Origin of the sequence: Paractinoplanes deccanensis (assembly GCF_016862115.1) — a bacterium.
GTDB lineage: Bacteria > Actinomycetota > Actinomycetes > Mycobacteriales > Micromonosporaceae > Actinoplanes > Actinoplanes deccanensis.
Window position 1 is genome coordinate 1 of sequence record NZ_BOMI01000069.1, and the last position, 16,645, is coordinate 16,645.

At 71.4% G+C, this 16,645-nt stretch carries 15 protein-coding genes; 8 read left to right on the forward strand and 7 right to left on the reverse strand.

Features of this window, described 5'->3' with window-relative positions; genetic code table 11:
• Positions 1 to 2,393: 2,393 nt before the first annotated feature.
• A complete protein-coding gene (locus Ade02nite_RS18575; RefSeq protein WP_203764769.1) occupies positions 2,394 to 3,533 on the forward strand; it encodes a SigB/SigF/SigG family RNA polymerase sigma factor in 1,140 nt (379 codons plus the stop codon).
• Here the strand turns inward: Ade02nite_RS18575 and Ade02nite_RS18580 are convergent, their stop codons facing one another.
• From Ade02nite_RS18580 to Ade02nite_RS18595, 4 genes are all read right to left on the reverse strand, one after another.
• A complete protein-coding gene (locus Ade02nite_RS18580) occupies positions 3,534 to 4,277 on the reverse strand; it encodes an ATP-binding protein (protein WP_203764725.1) in 744 nt (247 codons plus the stop codon).
• Positions 4,278 to 4,341: 64 nt separating this feature from the next.
• On the reverse strand, positions 4,342 to 6,189 hold the full coding sequence (locus Ade02nite_RS18585) for a CheR family methyltransferase (RefSeq protein WP_203764733.1): 1,848 nt from the start codon (positions 6,187 to 6,189) through the stop codon (positions 4,342 to 4,344).
• A 10-nt stretch (positions 6,190 to 6,199) separates the two neighbouring features.
• Entirely contained in the window at positions 6,200 to 7,189 is a 990-nt protein-coding gene (locus tag Ade02nite_RS18590) for a chemotaxis protein CheB (protein WP_203764736.1), read from the reverse strand.
• Positions 7,186 to 7,926 carry an ATP-binding protein gene (locus Ade02nite_RS18595; RefSeq protein WP_203764741.1) on the reverse strand — a complete coding sequence of 247 codons (741 nt, stop codon included), beginning with the start codon at positions 7,924 to 7,926 and terminating at the stop codon, positions 7,186 to 7,188. Before Ade02nite_RS18595 ends, Ade02nite_RS18590 begins: the two co-directional genes overlap by 4 nt.
• A gap of 126 nt (positions 7,927 to 8,052) precedes the next feature.
• Here Ade02nite_RS18595 and secA2 point away from each other — a divergent pair, with 126 nt between their 5' ends.
• The gene (gene secA2, locus Ade02nite_RS18600) at positions 8,053 to 10,347 is read left to right on the forward strand and encodes an accessory Sec system translocase SecA2 (RefSeq protein ID WP_203764743.1); all 2,295 of its coding nucleotides are present in this window, start codon (positions 8,053 to 8,055) and stop codon (positions 10,345 to 10,347) included.
• 3 nt (positions 10,348 to 10,350) lie between these two features.
• On the opposite strand, the gene Ade02nite_RS18605 is transcribed toward secA2, so the two are convergent.
• Positions 10,351 to 10,764, reverse strand: a complete 414-nt coding sequence (locus Ade02nite_RS18605; RefSeq protein ID WP_239168864.1) for an ankyrin repeat domain-containing protein — start codon at positions 10,762 to 10,764, stop codon at positions 10,351 to 10,353.
• Between the two features lie 225 nt (positions 10,765 to 10,989).
• On the opposite strand from Ade02nite_RS18605, the gene Ade02nite_RS18610 reads away from it, so the two are divergent.
• The 6 genes from Ade02nite_RS18610 (at position 10,990) to Ade02nite_RS18635 (ending at position 14,862) form a co-directional block, all read left to right on the forward strand.
• On the forward strand, positions 10,990 to 11,502 hold the full coding sequence (locus Ade02nite_RS18610; protein ID WP_203764746.1) for a winged helix-turn-helix domain-containing protein: 513 nt from the start codon (positions 10,990 to 10,992) through the stop codon (positions 11,500 to 11,502).
• Positions 11,503 to 11,513: 11 nt separating this feature from the next.
• Positions 11,514 to 12,146 (forward strand): nucleoside/nucleotide kinase family protein, encoded by a 633-nt coding sequence (locus Ade02nite_RS18615; RefSeq protein ID WP_203764748.1) that lies wholly within the window; start codon positions 11,514 to 11,516, stop codon positions 12,144 to 12,146.
• A gap of 168 nt (positions 12,147 to 12,314) precedes the next feature.
• Entirely contained in the window at positions 12,315 to 12,731 is a 417-nt protein-coding gene (locus tag Ade02nite_RS18620; protein ID WP_203764750.1) for a TraR/DksA family transcriptional regulator, read from the forward strand.
• 70 nt (positions 12,732 to 12,801) lie between these two features.
• Positions 12,802 to 13,674 (forward strand): DUF72 domain-containing protein, encoded by an 873-nt coding sequence (locus Ade02nite_RS18625; protein ID WP_203764752.1) that lies wholly within the window; start codon positions 12,802 to 12,804, stop codon positions 13,672 to 13,674.
• A 16-nt stretch (positions 13,675 to 13,690) separates the two neighbouring features.
• Positions 13,691 to 14,269 carry an aquaporin gene (locus tag Ade02nite_RS18630; protein WP_275409924.1) on the forward strand — a complete coding sequence of 193 codons (579 nt, stop codon included), beginning with the start codon at positions 13,691 to 13,693 and terminating at the stop codon, positions 14,267 to 14,269.
• Positions 14,266 to 14,862: a sugar O-acetyltransferase gene (locus Ade02nite_RS18635; protein WP_203764754.1), complete on the forward strand. Its 597-nt coding sequence runs from the start codon at positions 14,266 to 14,268 to the stop codon at positions 14,860 to 14,862. The genes Ade02nite_RS18630 and Ade02nite_RS18635 overlap by 4 nt, the downstream gene beginning before the upstream one ends.
• Here the strand turns inward: Ade02nite_RS18635 and Ade02nite_RS18640 are convergent.
• A complete protein-coding gene (locus tag Ade02nite_RS18640) occupies positions 14,847 to 15,635 on the reverse strand; it encodes an aminotransferase class IV (protein WP_203764763.1) in 789 nt (262 codons plus the stop codon). The genes Ade02nite_RS18635 and Ade02nite_RS18640 overlap by 16 nt on opposite strands.
• 10 nt (positions 15,636 to 15,645) lie before the next feature.
• Positions 15,646 to 16,422 (reverse strand): DUF72 domain-containing protein, encoded by a 777-nt coding sequence (locus tag Ade02nite_RS18645; RefSeq protein ID WP_239168865.1) that lies wholly within the window; start codon positions 16,420 to 16,422, stop codon positions 15,646 to 15,648.
• Positions 16,423 to 16,645 lie beyond the last annotated feature (223 nt).

The window sequence follows — 16,645 nt, forward strand, 5'->3', positions numbered from 1 at the left end:
CCCCAGCCTTCCGCCATACCTGGGCGCCCCGATCCCGCCGCGTCCGGAATCCACCTGGAGCACCCCTGGCCGAACCCCGAGCAAGCGCCAGACGGCAGCAGCACACCCACTTCCGTCCCCGCCGAGAGGGCTCAGTGGGCCGGAACGGAACATTCCGTTCCCGCAAGGACACCGGAACCTCCGCGGCGGGACGCTGTAGAGCACGGCGGAACGGAGTATTCCGTTCCAGAGGAGGGCGCAGGCGGCGGGCAGCCCGGTTCTCTGCGTGCGCCAGGAGGAGAAAGCTCCGCGCAACCGCAACCGCAACCGCAACCGCAACCGCAAGCAGAAGGTCAGGGGCAAGCCCATCCGCACCTACCCACGGGAACGGAACATTCCGTTCCGGGGTTCGGTTCGAGCGCGGCCGAGGGCCGCGCAGGGTCGGCGCCGGGGCCTGCTGAGGCGAACAGCGATAGCGCTGGGGCATCGGCCGCAGCTGTAGGCGCAGGGCCGGCTGCGTCGGCGCGGGCGGGACTTCCGCCAGGCTGGCGGCAGAACCGGCCGTTGGACGCGCCGCGGTTCACGCCGTCGGCGCGTCCGCAGGGGCGGCCCATGGCCAACGGCTCTCCTGCTTCGCCAGGTGCCGATGCCTACCGCTCTTCTGCTTCGCCGAACGCTCCTGCCGGCGGATCTCCTGCCTCCGGTGCCGCTGCCTCCGGTGCCGCTGTCGGCGGGCCTCCTGCCGGCGGATCTGCTGCTTCCGGCGGATCTGCTGCCTCTGGCGCTGCTGCCGGAACTCCGGTATCGCCCGCGGTGCGGCCCGTGCCGGAGACACCTCCTACGGCTCAGGAACGGCCGCCGCAGCCTTTGGCGCCACCGCCCTTCGAGCCGCCCGTTGCCGCGTCGCGCTTCGAGCCGCCTGCCGGGAACCAGCGCTTCGAGCCGCCTGCCGGGCCCGGGGCTTCTGGCTCGGCCGCCGGTCTTCAAGCTCCCGAGTCGCCCGCCGGCACTGGGGCCGATGAACCGTCCGCGCGCCCTGCGGCTCTCAAACCCTCTGCTGGACCTGCGGCTGTCGATCCGCCGGTCGCGACGTCGAGCCGCCCTGGGGAGTCGGCCGGGATGGGATCGGCTTCGGCGGGGTTCGGGCCGTCTTCGGAGTCGGCCGCGTCGGGGCCGGGCGGGACAGGGTTCCCGCCGTCAGCGGGGGTGGCGGCGCCTGTGTCTTCAGGGGCGCGGGCGGCCTTCGGCCTCCCTGGGCACGCTGACCAGCCGAGCGGGCTGGGCCGGCTGGCTCGGTCGGACCAGGGAAGCGGGCTTGGCCAGAACCCGGAGGTCGCTCAGCCGGGCGGGCTTGGTCGGCACCCGGAGGCCGTCCAGCCGAGCGGGCTCGGGCCGGCGGCGGCTCAGCCGAGCGGGCTTGGGCAGGCGGCGGCTCAGCCAAGCGGGCTTGGGCAGGCGGCGGCTCGGTCGAGCGGGCTTGGGCAGGCGGCCACGGCCCAGCCGAGCGCCTTCGGCCAGGGGCAACCGGCCGAGCCGAGTGGGCTGCCGTCGGCTGCCGTGCCCGCGCCCGAGCGGGTACAAGGGCCGGCGTTGGCCGGCGGGGGAGGCGAGGGTGCGCCCAGTGGCCTCCCCGGACGCGGCGGCCCTTCAGCGGCCGGCGGGCCGGCAGTGAGCGGCCCGGCCTCCCAAGGCCCGGTGTCGAGCGGCCTGGCCTCCCAAGGGCCGGTGTCGAGCGGCCCGGCCTCCCAAGGGCCGGTGTCGAGCGGCCCGCCCATCCACGGCCCGGCGACGAATGGCCCGGCCCCCCAAGACCCGGCGTCGAGCAACCCGGCCATGGGCGGCCCAGCACCGAGCGGCCCGGCCATGCAAAATCTGGGACAGGATGGCCCGGCCCCAGGAGGTCCGAGCACCCGCACGCCGGAAACCACCGGCCAAGGCACCGGCGGCCCGGGGACCGGCTCCAATCCCGTGCGCTTCGGCGGTGGTGTCGACGGTGACGCCCCCAGCGGCCTCGGCAGCCGGATGGGCGGGGGCGGCCAGAGCCCGAACAGGCCCCCGCTCGACGGCCCCCAAGCGGCAGGCCAGCCCAACCAGCTCCCGGCCGCGGTGCAGGGGCAGCCGGGCGCCGGCCGGCCCAACCGGCCGAAGCTGGAGGCGCCCAACATGGGCCAGGTGAACCGGCCGCTCGAAGAGGGGCCCGAAGATCAGCCTGGCCGGTGAAAAGCATTTGCACTTTTTCAAGTGTTTGAGGCCGCCGGTGAAAGGGCAGTAACGTCCCCAACAGGTGGTCGAGGGGTTTTCCTCGGTCGCCCGACTGACGTGCGGCCTGAGGGGTCGTGTTCCGCGCGGACACCACAAAGCGGGACAGACCGTGACAGTCGACGAGGGGAGAGCCTGTGTTCGCGCGCGACGTGATGAGGGCTCGACAGCAGGAGCTACCGGGGCAGAAGACCAGCGACGGGCTCGACGACCTGGATGCCGCCGCTCTGGCGTACGCCGAGAAGGCTGAAGGCGCCACGGAGAGCGCTCGGGCCGCGCTGCGCGAGGAGCTCACCCGGATGTGCCTGCCGTTCGCGGGGCGGCTGGCCCGGCGCTACCGGGGGCGCGGTGAGTCGTTCGAGGACATCGAGCAGGTCGCCCGGCTCGGTCTCGTGAAGGCCGTCGACCGGTACGACCCGGAGCGAGGCTCGTTCACCGCGTACGCGGTGATCACGATCTCCGGCGAGATCAAGCGGCACTTCCGCGACAAGACGTGGGGTGTGCACGTGCCGCGGCGGCTTCAGGATCTCAGCCTCGAGGTCGGTCACGCGATGATGGTCATGACGAGCATGCTTTCCCGTACGCCGACCGCGGCCGAGATCGCCGAGCGGCTCGACGTCGACGTCGACGCCGTGCTGGAGGCGATGGAGTCGTCGGCAGGCTACGCGCCCTCGTCGTTGAACGCGCCGATGGGCGGTGAGGGTGCCGCCGAGTTCGGTGACCTGATCGGCGACCTGGACGGCGATCTGGAGCTCGTCGATGACAAGGTCACCGTCGCCGACCTGCTGATGCGCCTGCCCGTCCGGGAGCGGCGGATGCTGGCGCTGCGCTTCTACGGCAACCGGACCCAGGCCGAGATCGCCGCCGAGCTGGGCATCTCGCAGATGCACGTGTCGCGGCTGCTGACCCGCGCGCTCACCTGGCTGCGCGAGGCGATGCTGAGCGACACCCCGCCCCGCTGGGAGGGCGCCGAGGCCCGGCCCGAGCGCAGCCCCATGGAGGTGCTCACCACCCGCGAGGGCGGCATGGTGATCGCCCGGGTGCGCGGCGAGGTCGACCGGGACACCGCCGAGCGGCTGCGGCTGGGGCTGCGCCGCGCGATCAGTCTGGCGGGGGACAGCCCGGTCGTCGTCGACCTGTCGGGGGTTCCGCTGCTCGACGCCGCCGGCATCGCCGTGCTCGTGGACGCCGCGTCGGCCGCGTCGGTCGCCGATGTGCGCCTGCGTCTGGCGGGCGCGCAGCCGTACGTCTCGGGGATCTTGACGGTGACCGGTCTCGCCAACCTGATGGAGTGATCAGGAGCGGGGGCGGGCGAGCGACGCCCACACCACCTTGCCGTCGGCCGACGGCACCCAGCCCCACGCGTGCGACGACGCGTCGACCAGCAGCAGGCCGCGGCCGCGGTTGAGGTCGGTGCGGCCGGGAACCCTCAGGGGCCGGGTCGGCTCGGCCGGGGAGCCGTCCCGCACGGCGATGTTGAGGTAGCGCCGGCGCAGCGACAGGCGCAACGTCATCATCGTGTGCGCGTGGTCGACCACGTTGCTGACCAGCTCGCTGGCGATGAGGCTGGCGGGACCCACCAGGCCGGGCTCGTCCCAGCGCAGGCAGGCGTCGGTCGCGACGTCCCGGGCGTGCCGGGGCGCACCGGTGATCGGCAGCAGATCGTCGGAGATGGCCGGCATCGTCTCACCTCCGTGGTCACGGGCGTGTGCGCGGGCGGTGCCGAGGCTGTCGAAGACCGGCAACCTGTGGTAGGCGGGCCCGGTGAGCAGGGCGTGAACCGGCGGCCGGGCGGTGCAGAGCAGCAGCGGGATGCCGGGCCAGCGGGCGGCCTGCCGGCTGGCGGCGGTGAAGACCGCGAGCGCCAGCGGCTCCTCGACCGTCATCCCGGAGAGATCGATCAGCAGCGACTGCGGCTGCTCGGCGAGTGCCTTGAGCAGGCGGACGTGCACGTCGGCGACGTCGGTCAGCCCGAGCCGCCCGATCATCTCGACGAGCAGCTCGCGACCATCACCCGTCACCTGGAATGCGATGGTCATCTCCCCACCCTCCGGCCTGACCGCCGCCGGATACCCCGGCCGGCGACGGACAAACCGCTCAGGACTATTCGGTGGCGGCCGTCTCCATCACGATGATGGCTCCCTCGGGGCGAGCGCCTCCCTCGCTGCGGCGCAGCGGCGTGCAGGCCACCCGCACCGAGATGGGTTTGCCTCTGCGGTTGACCGCGTCGACCTTGAGCTCCGCGGTCTCGGCCCCGGGGCCGAGCGCACCGCGCAGCAGCGGCCGGAGATGCTCGATCGGCAGGCCGATGTCGAGGTTGAGGAAGTGCTGGCCGATCACCTCGGCGGAGCGCAACCCCCACAGGTCCTCCGCACGGCTGTTCCACATGCGGATGCGCAGATCGGGGTCGACCACCGCGACGCCCGCCTGCATGCTGGTGAGCACGGTCTCGAGGAAGTCGTTGGCCTCGTCGAGCTGGGTGCTGCTGATCCGCAGCTGGTCGTTGATGCTCTGGAGCTCGTCGTTGGTGGACTGGAGCTCCTCGTTCATCGTCTCCAGCTCCTCGTTTGTCGACTGGAGCTCCTCGTTGGTGGTCTCCAGTTCCTCGACCGTGGACTGGAGCTCCTCGTTGGTGGTCTCCAGTTCCTCGTTCGTGGACTGAAGCTCCTCGTACGCGGCCTCGAGCTGCTGGTTGGCGTGCTCCAGCTCGTCCTTGAGCCGCCGCGACGCCGTCACGTCATGGAAGATGACGTTGACGCCGAGCAGGCTGCCGTCGGCGCCGGCGAGCGGGCTGATCTGCACCTCGAGGTCGATCTTCTCGGTGCCGCGCTGGTATTCCACCTCGGGGATGCGCAGCGTGCGGCGCTCGAGCTGCGCCTGTTCGATGAATCTGCGCAGCTCCACCGGGCGGTAGGAGAGGTCGAGGTCGCGGAACGGCCGGCCGATGTCGCGCGAGGAGACCCCGAAGAGCTTCTCGAGCTGACGGTTGGAGAGCGCCACCATGCCGTCGGAGGTGAGGGCGAGCTGGGCGAGCGGGCTGGCCGCGAAGACCTCGTTGCGCAGCTCGTCGAGCCCGGTGACGGGCAGGCTGCTCAGCGGCGGCGGCTCGGCGAAGGCCACACCGGGCGCCGCGTACAGCCGGGGGACGCGGCGGAAGACGCGGCGCTTGAGGTCGATGGGCGTGAACAGGCTGGAATGACTGAGCAGCATCTCGGCCTTGCCGAGGAAGAGCACGCCGTCGTCGCGCAGGGCGAAGTGGAACCGGCCGAGAATCTTGGACTGGGTCTCGGCGTTGAAGTACATCAGGGTGTTGCGGCAGGTGAGCAGGTCGATGCGGGAGATCGGGGCGTCCTGGACCAGGTCGTTGCGGCCGAAGATGATCGAGCGGCGCAGGTCTTTGCGGAAGGCGAAGCGGCCACCGGCGACCGGCTCGAAGTAGCGCCTGACCAACTCGTCGGAGACGCCCTGCATCTGGCGGTCGGTGTAGGTGGCCTGGCGGGCCTCGTTCAGCTGCTCCTCGTCCACGTCGGTCGCATAGATCTTGACGCGGTCCTTGAAGCCGTCGACGCCCAGCACCTCGGCGAGCGCGATCGCCAGGGTGTAGGCCTCCTCGCCGGAGGCGCAGCCGGCGCACCAGATCCTGATCGGCGCGCCCTCCGACTTGGCCTCGATCAGGGGACCGAGCACTTCCTTGCTCAGGTAGTCCCACGCGTCGTTGTCGCGGAAGAAGGCCGTGACGTTGATCAAGATCGTGTTGAAGAGCGCGGTGAACTCGTCCGGGTGCACCTGCAGGAAGTCCAGGTAGTCCTGGTAGTCGGAGGCCTCGACCTGGCTCATCCGGCGGTTGACTCGCCGCATCAGGCTCGACCGTTTGTATCCGGTGAAGTCGAAGCCGCGAGACTCCTTCAGATAGACCAGCAGCGCCTCGAAATGCGGATCGGTCGGCTGCATCTGCGTGACGCTACCGTACGTCGCCCTGTCCGCCGCCCAGGCGCTCTATCAGGGTACGAATGGTCCCGGCCGCGGCCTCCGCCTCGTCGGCCAGATCGCCGAAATGGGCACCGTTGCCCGAGTGGCGCCTGCCCGCCATCCGCCGGCTGAGCGCGGACTTCTCCTCAAGGGCCCGCAGCGCGATCCAGAGGGCGCCCTCCAGGGCCACGGCCTGCTCGTCGAGCAGGCTCTCGGGTGACCAGGCGTGCCCGATCCGGCAGCGGAACCGGGGGAGCGGCTCGGCCTCGATCTGGAAGAGGCTGCCGCCGCACGACGGGCAGCCGTACCCGGCCGGCTCGGCGACCTGGTCGGTGGTGAGCGTGTGGCCGGGGTCGGCCATGGCGACCTCGAAGTCGAGCAGGCGATCGCCCCGGGGGCCGGCATCTGGTGGATCCATGTCGATCATCCCGTTGAGCAGGGCCCCCATCTTGGCCGCGGGGACGATGTGGTCGGCGGCGACGCGTGCGGCGGCGGCCCGCGGCATCCAGGGGCAGAGCGCGTCCGCCGGGTCCTGGACGACCGTGGCCCCGCCCTGAGCGGCGATGGCGGCGAGCCCGGACGCTCCGTCGTCGCGCGAGCCGGAGAGCACGACTCCCACCGCGCGGGGCCCGGCGGCGCGGGCCACCGAGCGGAACAGCGGGTCGATCGCCGGGCGGTGGCCGTTCTCGGCGGGGCCGCGGGTGAGCCGAAGCCGGCCGTCGAGCAGCAGCATGTGATGGTCGCTGGCCGCGACATAGATGTGACCCGGGCGCAGCGGGTCGCCGTCGGCCGCGCCGGACGCGGGCAGCGGACCGCTGCGGCTGAGGATGCCCGGCAGAGCGCTGGGCGCGGAGCGGGCGATGTGCAGCACGACGAGGATGGCGCCGGGGAAATGCGGCGGCAGGCCGGCGACCAGAGCGCGCAGGGCCTCCACGCCTCCGGCGGAGGCGCCGACTGCCACGACGTCGCGAGAAGGTGTCATCCGGTTCCGGCGTTCAACTGGGTCCACACGACTTTACCGTCGGTGACCGGCAGAACGCCCCAGGCGTCGGTCAGATCGCGCACCAGGCGCAAACCCCGGCCCCCGGCGTCGGTGACGGCGGCCTCGGTGGGCTTCGGCATGCGGCGGCTGTGATCGCGGACGGTCATGCTCAGCCGGCCGTCGCGCAGCGCGGTGACCGTGAACTCCATGGTCGTGTGCGCGTGCCGCACCACGTTGGCGACCAGCTCCGTCGCGATCAGGGCGGCGATCGCCGCCACGTCGGAGCGCTGCCACGCGGCGCAGGCCTGGGTGACGAGGGCGCGCACCTGACGGCAGGCGTCCGGCACGGGACGCAGGCGCACGTGGATGCGCGGCGGATCGGGCTCGGCCACGCCCTCGGCGATCGCGGCGGCGCAGTCGTCGGCGTACGCGAGGCCCCGGCACTCCGGCGTCCGGGCGACGATCTCGCGGGTGTGCTCGTCCGCCCCGCAGAGCACGATGGGCACATTCGGCCATTCCGCGGTCTGGCACACCACGGCGCTCAGGGCAGCGAGCCCGAGCGGGTCGCCGACGCTCATCCCGGCGACGTCGAGGAGCAGCCGGCTCGGCTCGGTGGCCAGGCGCAGCCGGATGGCCTGCTGCAGCGCGTCGCCCGTGACCTGGTCGAGCGTGCCGTTGATCCGCAGCACAGCGACCGAGTCCGCCTGTTCGGGCCGGCACACCAGCTGATTGGGCAACACGCCTCCCCGTCGCTCGTGTGGTCGCTGTCGGGCAATGGTGCCCGGCGCCGGGGCACCACAAACGTCCCGGGCGCGGTGGTGTCGTGACCTAGCGCTCAGGGAAATCGAGTACCGTTGCGCGCCATGGGTGTGTCTCAGCGGCTGAAGGGCCGTTTCCGCAAGTTTCTGCAGCGTCCCGGCACCACGGTCGACCTGGGGCCGCTCCGCAAGAGGCTGCCGGCCATCGAGGCTCACGCGGAGGCTCTCAGCGAGCTGGACGACGAGGCGCTGACCGCGGCAGCGGCCGACGCGAGCGACTACGCCGAGATCTGCGCGGTCGGTCGCGAGGCCGCCTGGCGTGCCCTCGAGCAGAGGCCGTACGACGTGCAGCTGCTCGGCGCGATGGCGCTGCTCGACGGCCGGGTCGCCGAGATGGCCACCGGTGAGGGCAAGACGCTGACCGCGACGATCGCCGCGTTCGGCCACGTGCGCCTCGGCCGGGGCCCGGTGCACGTGCTCACCGTCAACGACTACCTGGCCCGCCGCGACGCGGAGTGGATGGGCCCGGTCTACAAGCTGCTCGGCCTCACCGTCGGCTGGGTCACCGAGGCGTCGACCCACGAGGAGCGCGTCGCGGCCTACCAGGCCGACGTCACGTACGTGTCGGTCAGCGAGGCGGGCTTCGACTACCTGCGCGACCAGCTCGTCACCGACGTGACCGACCGGGTGCAGCGCGAGCTCGCCACGGCGATCGTCGACGAGGCCGACTCGATCCTCATCGACGAGGCCCGCGTGCCGATGGTGCTCGCCGGCAGCCTCTCCAGCGAGAGCGACCCGGTGCACGAGGCCGCCGAGCTGGTCCGCGACCTGATCAACGGCAAGGACTACGAGGTGGCCGAGGACGGCCGCAGCGTGGCCTTCACCGACGCCGGCCTCAAGAAGGTCGAGGAGAGGCTCGGCGGCGTCGACCTGTACGCCGACGACCAGGTCCAGCAGCTCTCCGCGGTCAACGTCGCCCTGCACGCCGAGGCGCTGCTGCGCCGCGACGTCGACTACATCGTGCGCAACGGCTCGGTCGAGCTGATCGACGAGATGCGCGGCCGCGTGGCCCAGCGCCGCCGCTGGCCCGACGGCCTCCAGGCGGCCGTCGAGGCGAAGGAGGGCCTGAGCGCCACCGCCGAGGGCGAGGTGCTCGACACGATCACCGTGCAGGCGTACATCGCCCTCTACAAGACCGTCTGCGGCATGACGGCGACCGCCGTGCACGTCGGCGAGCAGCTGCGCGAGTACTTCAAGCTCGAGGTCGCGGTCATCCCGTCGAACACCGAGAACATCCGCGAGGACGAGCCCGACCGCATCTACTCGGCGCACGACACCCGCGACGAGGCGCTGGTCGAAGAGATCAAGATCGCCCACGACAAGGGCCGCCCGGTGCTGATCGGCACCCTCGACGTCAAGGCGTCCGAGCTGCTCGCCAAGCAGCTGGCCGCGGCCGGCGTGCCGAGCACCGTGCTCAACGCCAAGAACGACGCCGAGGAGGCGGCCATCATCGCCGAGGCGGGCGCGCTGGGCGCGGTCACCGTCTCGACCCAGATGGCCGGCCGCGGCGTCGACATCCGGCTCGGCGGCAGCGACGAGGCCGACCGCGACCGGGTGGTCGAGCTCGGCGGGCTCTACGTGATCGGCGCCGGCCGGCACGACAGCCGCCGCGTCGACGACCAGCTGCGCGGCCGCGCGGGCCGGCAGGGCGACCCCGGCGGCTCGGTCTTCTTCGTCAGCCTCGAGGACGAGCTGGTCACCCGGCACGCCGGCGACATCCTGCCCGCCTCGCCGCGGATGGACATGGACGGCGTGGTCCACGACGACCAGGTCGACTACGCGGTCGAGCACGCCCAGCGCGTCGCCGAGGGTGTCAACCACGAGATCCACCGCAACACGTGGCGCTACAGCGTGGTGATCGAGCAGCAGCGGATGGCGCTGGCCGAGCGCCGCGAGCGTCTGCTCACCTCCGAGGTCGCGGCGATCATGCTGCTCGAGCGCTCGCCCGACAAGGCCAAGGAGCTCGACGAGGACGTGCTCTCCGAGGCGGCCCGGGCCATCGCGCTGTTCCAGCTCGACCGGCTCTGGGTCGATCACCTGGCCTACCTCTCCGAGGTGCGCGAGGGCGTGCACCTGCGGGCGCTGGGCAAGCTCGACCCGCTCGACGAGTTCCACCGGTCGGCGGTGCCGGCGTTCCAGACGCTGCTGCTCGAGGTCGAGAAGCGCACGATCGAGACGTTCGAGGAGACCGACTTCAGCGAGGGCTGGGAGCCCGACCGCGCCAAGATCGTGCGGCCGAGCGCCACCTGGACCTACCTGGTGCACGACAACCCGTTCGGCTCCGAGCTCGACCGGCTCATCGCCGCGGTGGGCCGCCGCCTGATCTCCCGGGGCGACTGACGATCACGCGCCGGGCGCTCGCCGATCGTCCTCGGCGGGCGCCCCGCGCAGCAGTTCCGCCATCTCCGGCAGCTTGAAGAATGCGGCCGTGGCGAGGGCCGACGGATTCCCGTCGTGCGGATTGGCGCCCGCCGCGAGAAGTGTGGCGACCGTCTCAGAATTTTGCCGGAACACCGCGGCGGCGAGTGCCGTCTGGCCGCGATCGTTCACTCGTGAAGGGTCCGCACCCGCCTGGAGAAGGGCCGCGACCGTCGCCGGATGATTGTGGTACGCGGCAAGTATCAGCAGGGTGTCGCCCTTGTCGTTGGTCAGATTCGGCGGAAGGCCCAGCTCGAGCTGGCCTGCCAACTCCTCCGTCGCACCGGCCCTGGCCAGGTCGAACATGCGGTGGGCGAACTCGATGATCTCGGCATCCACACCGGTGAGCGTACCGTCGCGCGTTCGGCAATGCTTAATCAGTCTGACAGAATCCGTTCGCGAAATGCATTTTCCGCACGGCAAGCTGGTTCTGGAACGGTTTTCCCACAGTGTGGTTGCCGGGTTGACCGTGCAACGGATGCTTCGGAAATATCGTTCGCGGCTTTACGGAGGGTGATCGTTCGATTTCGATTGCCGACATGTCATTTTCAGGGGGCGACGGAAATGCCGGCCAGAGCACTTTCACGGGGAGTCCATCGTGGCGGCGCGCGCCCCGCGCTCACCGTCACCCTGAACATCCCGCTCACCGGCGAGAGTCTCACTCCGCAGGCCCGCCGGCTCATCGAGGCCGTCCGCGAGCTGGTCGAGGACAATCAGGGCACCATCGCCGTGGCGCCCGAGGAGACCGACGGCGCGGAGCCCGCCCCGGACGGCCCCGAGATCCGCCTGCTCACCGGCAGCCGTCAGGTGCTGCTCGACGGCGAGGCGCTGCCGCTGACCCGGCTCGAGTTCGATCTGCTGCTCTTCCTCGCCGAGCGGCCGCGCCGCGTCTTCACCCGCGGCCAGCTGCTCTCCGGCGTCTGGGGCTACGACCACACGGGCGAGCGCACCGTCGACGTCCACGTGCGCCGGCTGCGCCTCAAGCTCGGCGCCGCGCTTCCCGTGATCACCACGGTGTACGGGGTGGGCTACCGCCTCGCCGACGACGCGCGGGTGATCGTCCAGGCACACGAGTAGTCTTCCTCCGCGTGCGTGTGCGTCCCGTCTCGACCGGCAACCTCGTGAATGAATTGGCCGATGTCCTGATGAGTCGGGAACCCGACAGTTACCTGCGGGTAGCGATCGACGGGCCGTCCGCGGCCGACCCGGGAGCGCTCGCGGATGCCCTGGTGGATCCGCTGCGCGAGCGCGGGCGCCCGGTAGTGAGGATCAACACGTCCGACTTCCTGCGTCCGGCCTCCGTGCGCCTCGAGTTCGGCAGGGACAATCCGGACACCTACTACGCCGGCTGGTTCGACGAGGCGGGTCTGGCGCGCGAGGTTCTCGACCCCGCCGGGCCGGGCGGGTCGGGCCGCGTCGTGACCAAACTGTGGAACGCGTCGACCGACCGCGCCGCGCGGGTGCCGCGCATCGGCCTCGATCCGCGGACAGTGCTGCTGGTCAGCGGCCCGCTGCTGCTCGGCGGCGGACTCGGCTTCGACGTGACGGTCCATCTGGAGATGTCCGAGGGCGCGCTGCTGCGGCGCACGCCCGAGGCCGAGCGGTGGACCGTGCCGGCCTTCCTCCGGTACGCCGAGGAGGTCGCCCCCGCGTCCTTCGCCGACGTGGTCGTCCGGGTCGACGATCCCCGGCACCCCGCCGTGGTCGACGAACGTTGGTGAAGCGAGTCTGTAGCGCGACCGACCACTGACAGTTATGCTCCGGTTACTTTTTCAGCGGAGGCCCCGTTTGGGATCTTCGGCGGTGGGTATCAGGCGGCACCACGGTGCGATGGCGTCGCCCTCCGGGGGAACTCACCGGTAGGGGCAGAGGAAGGGCAGGGGAAGCGCATGCTCGTCAATGGAGCGGTTATCACGGGCAAGGGTGCCGCCAAGGGGCGTACGCCGGAGGAGCTCGATCAGATCCGGAACATCCTGCGCGGCCGGTTCGACGACATCAACGCCGAGTACGAGGAGGCGCTGGCCGAGAACCACAAGCTGCGGCTGGTCGAGATCGGCGACGCGGCCGGCGACGACCAGGCCGACAGCGGGTCCAAGACGGCCGAGCGCGACGCCGCCACGTCCCTGCTGAGGACCCTCCTCGACCGGCGCACGCAGGCCGAGCACGCCATGGCGCGTCTCGAGGACGGCACGTACGGCAACTGCGAGGGCTGCCACAACCCGATCCCCTGGGAGCGGCTGGAGGTCTTCCCCTCGGCCACCACGTGCGTCAACTGCAAGCAGGTGCGGGAACGCCGCGCCGGCTGAGCTCACGATCGTCCCGGGTCCGCCGCTGAGCCGAGCGGCGGACCCGGCGCATCGGGGCTAGCTTGGGACCATGGGCTCGATCGAGGTCGGTACGGCGTCCTGGACGGACAAGACGCTGCTCGCCTCGGGCTGGTATCCGGCATCCGCGGACACGCCCGAGAAGCGGCTCGCGTACTACGCCGAGCAGTTCCCCGTCGTCGAGGTCGACTCGACGTACTACGGGCCGCCGGCGGAGCAGACTACCCGGCTGTGGGCACAGCGCACCCCGGGCGGCTTCACGTTCAACATCAAGGCGTTCAGCATGTTGACCGGCCACCCGACAAAGGTGTCGGCGATCTACAAGGACCTGCGCCCCGAGACGGACAAGAAGAACGTCTACCCCGGGGACATGCCACCGCAGTCGTACGAGGAAGTCTGGTCCCGTTTCCTCGCGGCGCTCGACCCGCTCGCGGAGGCCGGCAAGCTCGGCGCCGTCCTCTTCCAGTTCCCGCCGTGGTTCGGCATCCGCAAGTCCAACAAGGAGTATTTGCTCGAGGTGGCGGCCCGCTGCAAGCCGCTGCGCCCGGTCTTCGAGTTCCGCAACGCGTCGTGGTTCGAGGGCGCCAACCAGAACGAGACGCTCGACTTCCTGCGCGCGCACGGCCTCGCCTTCGTCGGCGTCGACATGCCCCAGGGTCACAAGTCGTCGATCCCGCCGGTCATGGCGGCGACGTCGGACCTGGCGGTGGTCCGCTTCCACGGCCACAGCGACAAGTGGACCAGCAAGGACATCCACGAGAAGTTCGGTTACGAATACTCCGACGAGGAGCTCCGGTCCTGGGCCCCGCGCCTGCGTGAGCTGGCGTCGTCGGCCACCCGCACCCAGGTGTTCATGAACAACTGCTACTCCGACTACGCCCAGCGCAACGCCACCACCTTGATCGACCTCATCCGCGAGGGGTGAGGCGCGCCGCCCCGCTGTGCTGGCGGCCCGCGCGCCCACCGGCATCGGCATGCTCGGTGTGGCGCTGGCCTTCGGGCTTACCGTGGTGACCATGGCCTATGCGGTCGGGCACATCTCCGGCGGGCACTTCAACCCCGCGGTGACGCTCGGGTTGTGGCTGGGCCGCCGCACACCCGGGCGCGACGTCCTGCCGTACGCGGTCGCCCAGGTCGTGGCGGCCGTCGCCGCGGCGGCCGTGCTGCTCGTGGTCGCCGAGGGCCGGCCGGGATACCGCCCGGGCGTCACCGACCACCGCGCGCCCGCCGGGCTGGGGCCGCTGGCGATCGGCCTCGCCCTGACCCTGATCCACCTGATCAGCATCCCGGTCACCAACACCTCGGTGAATCCCGCTCGCTCCACCGGGCCGGCCGTCCTCATGGGTGGCCGGGCCCTCGCGCAGCTCTGGCTCTTCTGGCTCGCCCCGCTGCTGAGGGCCGCGCTGGCCGGCGTCGCCTACCGCCACATCACCGGCGAGACCGGCGCCGAGCCCGTCGCCGCCGAGGGCCAGGACGTGGCGGACGCGCCGGTGCGGGACGGTGAGAAGATCAAGGCGTGACGCTTGAGGCGCAGCGCGAACGCATTCTCTCCGGCCGGATGTACAACGACCTCACCCCGGAGCTGGTGGCGGCCCGGCAGCGGACCGTGCTGCTGAGCGACGAGTACAACACCAGCTTCGGGCGGCCGCAGGCGGAGCGCGAGGCGATCCTGCGGCGGCTGCTCAAGGCGGTGGGCCGGGACTGCCATTTCGAGCCGGTGTTCCGGTGCGAGTTCGGCTTCAACATCAGCATCGGTGACCACTTCTACGCCAACTTCGACTGCGTCATGCTCGACGGCGGCGGGATCACCATCGGCGACCACGTGCTGTTCGGGCCGCGCGTCGGCATCTACACCTCCAACCACGCCGTCGATCCGGGGGAGCGGGCGGCCGGCGCCTGCTACGCCAAGCCGGTCGCCATCGGCGACCACGTCTGGATCGGCGGCGGGGTCACGATCAACCAGGGCGTCACCATCGGCGACAACGCGATCGTCGGGTCGGGCAGCGTGGTCACCCGCTCCGTCCCGGCCGGCGTGATCGCCGCCGGAGTGCCGGCGCGGGTGCTCCGAGAGATCACCGACGCCGACAAAACCGGATATCAGAGCTCGTCGTAGGGCACCGACTTCCACGTGTCGGTCAGCAGGGCCGTGAGCCGGTCGCTCTCCGGGTAGGCCTGGTTGTCGATCCAGGCGATCGGCTGGGCCGGGCACGTCGAGTTGACGGTCACCGCGCCGGTGAAGGCCGGCAGGTCGGCCTGGGGGACCGGGCGCAGCGTCCACGGCACCCCGCCCATGGTCATGGCGATCTGGAGCAGGACCATCGTGGTGCCGCGCAGCATCGGGGCCTGCGGCCAGATGACCTGGTCGCCGTCGTGGAAGGCGACGTTCCAGGTGGTGCCCTCGCTGACCAGGCCGGTGTCGCCCACGAAGAGTGCGTCGTCGTAGCCGTCGCGGACGGCCTGCCGGCGCGTCACGATCAGCCCCATGGTGGCCGCGTGCTTCTGCTCGGGCCAGTCGCGGCGGTAGCTGTCCGTGCGTACCCGCAGGGGCTTGCCGGGGTCGGCGGCACGCGGCTCGCTCACCGCCACCACCACGTCGGGCGGGTCGACCGGGTCGGGACCGGGCACGAAACTGACGCGCACCGAGGCGTCGCGCGCCGTGCCGAGGGCGTGGCGGATCAGCGAGACCACGCGGGCCTCGTCGTCGACGCCCATCTTCCAGCCGAAGAACTCCTCGTTGCCGTCCGCGAGGCGGGCCATGTGCAGCGCGAGGCCCTTCACGGCGCCGGAGCGGACCTGCATCGACGTGAAGTGGCCGTAGTTGATCGTGGCCAGCCGGTGGATCTCGGCGAGGTCGGGGACACGGCCGTTCAGCTCGAGGTTGCGCACCTCGTCAACCCTACGGGCGCGGCTTGACGTCGGGAGTGCGGGTGCGGCGAAGGCCACGCCGATCGGCCTCGGCGGCCAGGACCGCCGCGTCGATCACGGCCGCTCCGCCGGGGTCGTTGTTGAAGAAGACATACGACTCCGGTACGGCGGCGAGCCGCTCGACCCACGTGCGCAGCGCCGCCCTCCCGTACCGGGGCCAGGGCTTGGCCCGGCCCTCGTGCAGCCGCAGGTAGAGGAAGTCGGTGGTGGTCCACAGCGGAGTGACCGGCCGTCCCAGCCGGTCGGCCCAGCAGAGCGCGGCCCGGTGCTTCGTGAGCAGCTCCCGGCACTCGTCGGTGAACCAGGTCTCGTGCCGCGGCTCCACCACCAGGCGCGCCCGGTCCCCGAAGAGCCGAAGGGTCTCCTCGAGCGCCGGCAGGTCGGCCTTGAGCGTGGGCGGCAGCTGGATCAGGACCGGGCCGAGCTTGTCGCCCAGCGCCTCGGCGCGCGACAGGAAGCGCGCGACCGGCTCGGCGGGGTCCTTGAGCCGCTTGATGTGGGTGAGGTAGCGGCTCATCTTCACCGCCACGCAGAAGTCGTCCGGGGTGCGGGCGCGCCACTGCTCGAAGGTCGACCGCTCGGGCAGCCGGTAGAAGGCGTTGTTCACCTCCACCGTCTCGAAACGGGCGGCGTAGTGCTCCAGCCAGAGCCGCTGCGGCAGCGCGGCCGGGTAGAGGTGCCCGGTCTCGTCGGCGCCCTTCGCCGGGCGCCAGTCCCGGTACTGCCATCCCGAGGTCCCGATCCGCATCACGTGACCTGCGATACCCCGTCCGGACCCGGGTTAGACGAGATGATCGCGGGGTATGGCGGGGACCCACACACCACGGACCCACCAAGGAGCTCTCATGTCTCTCAACGACGACGACATCACCACTACCTCGGGCTCGACCGGCGGCGAGGGTCCTGCGGACGGCGGCGCGAACCCGGGCGGTCACGACGGTGGCGCGGACGGCAGCGCCGAGGGCCCGGCC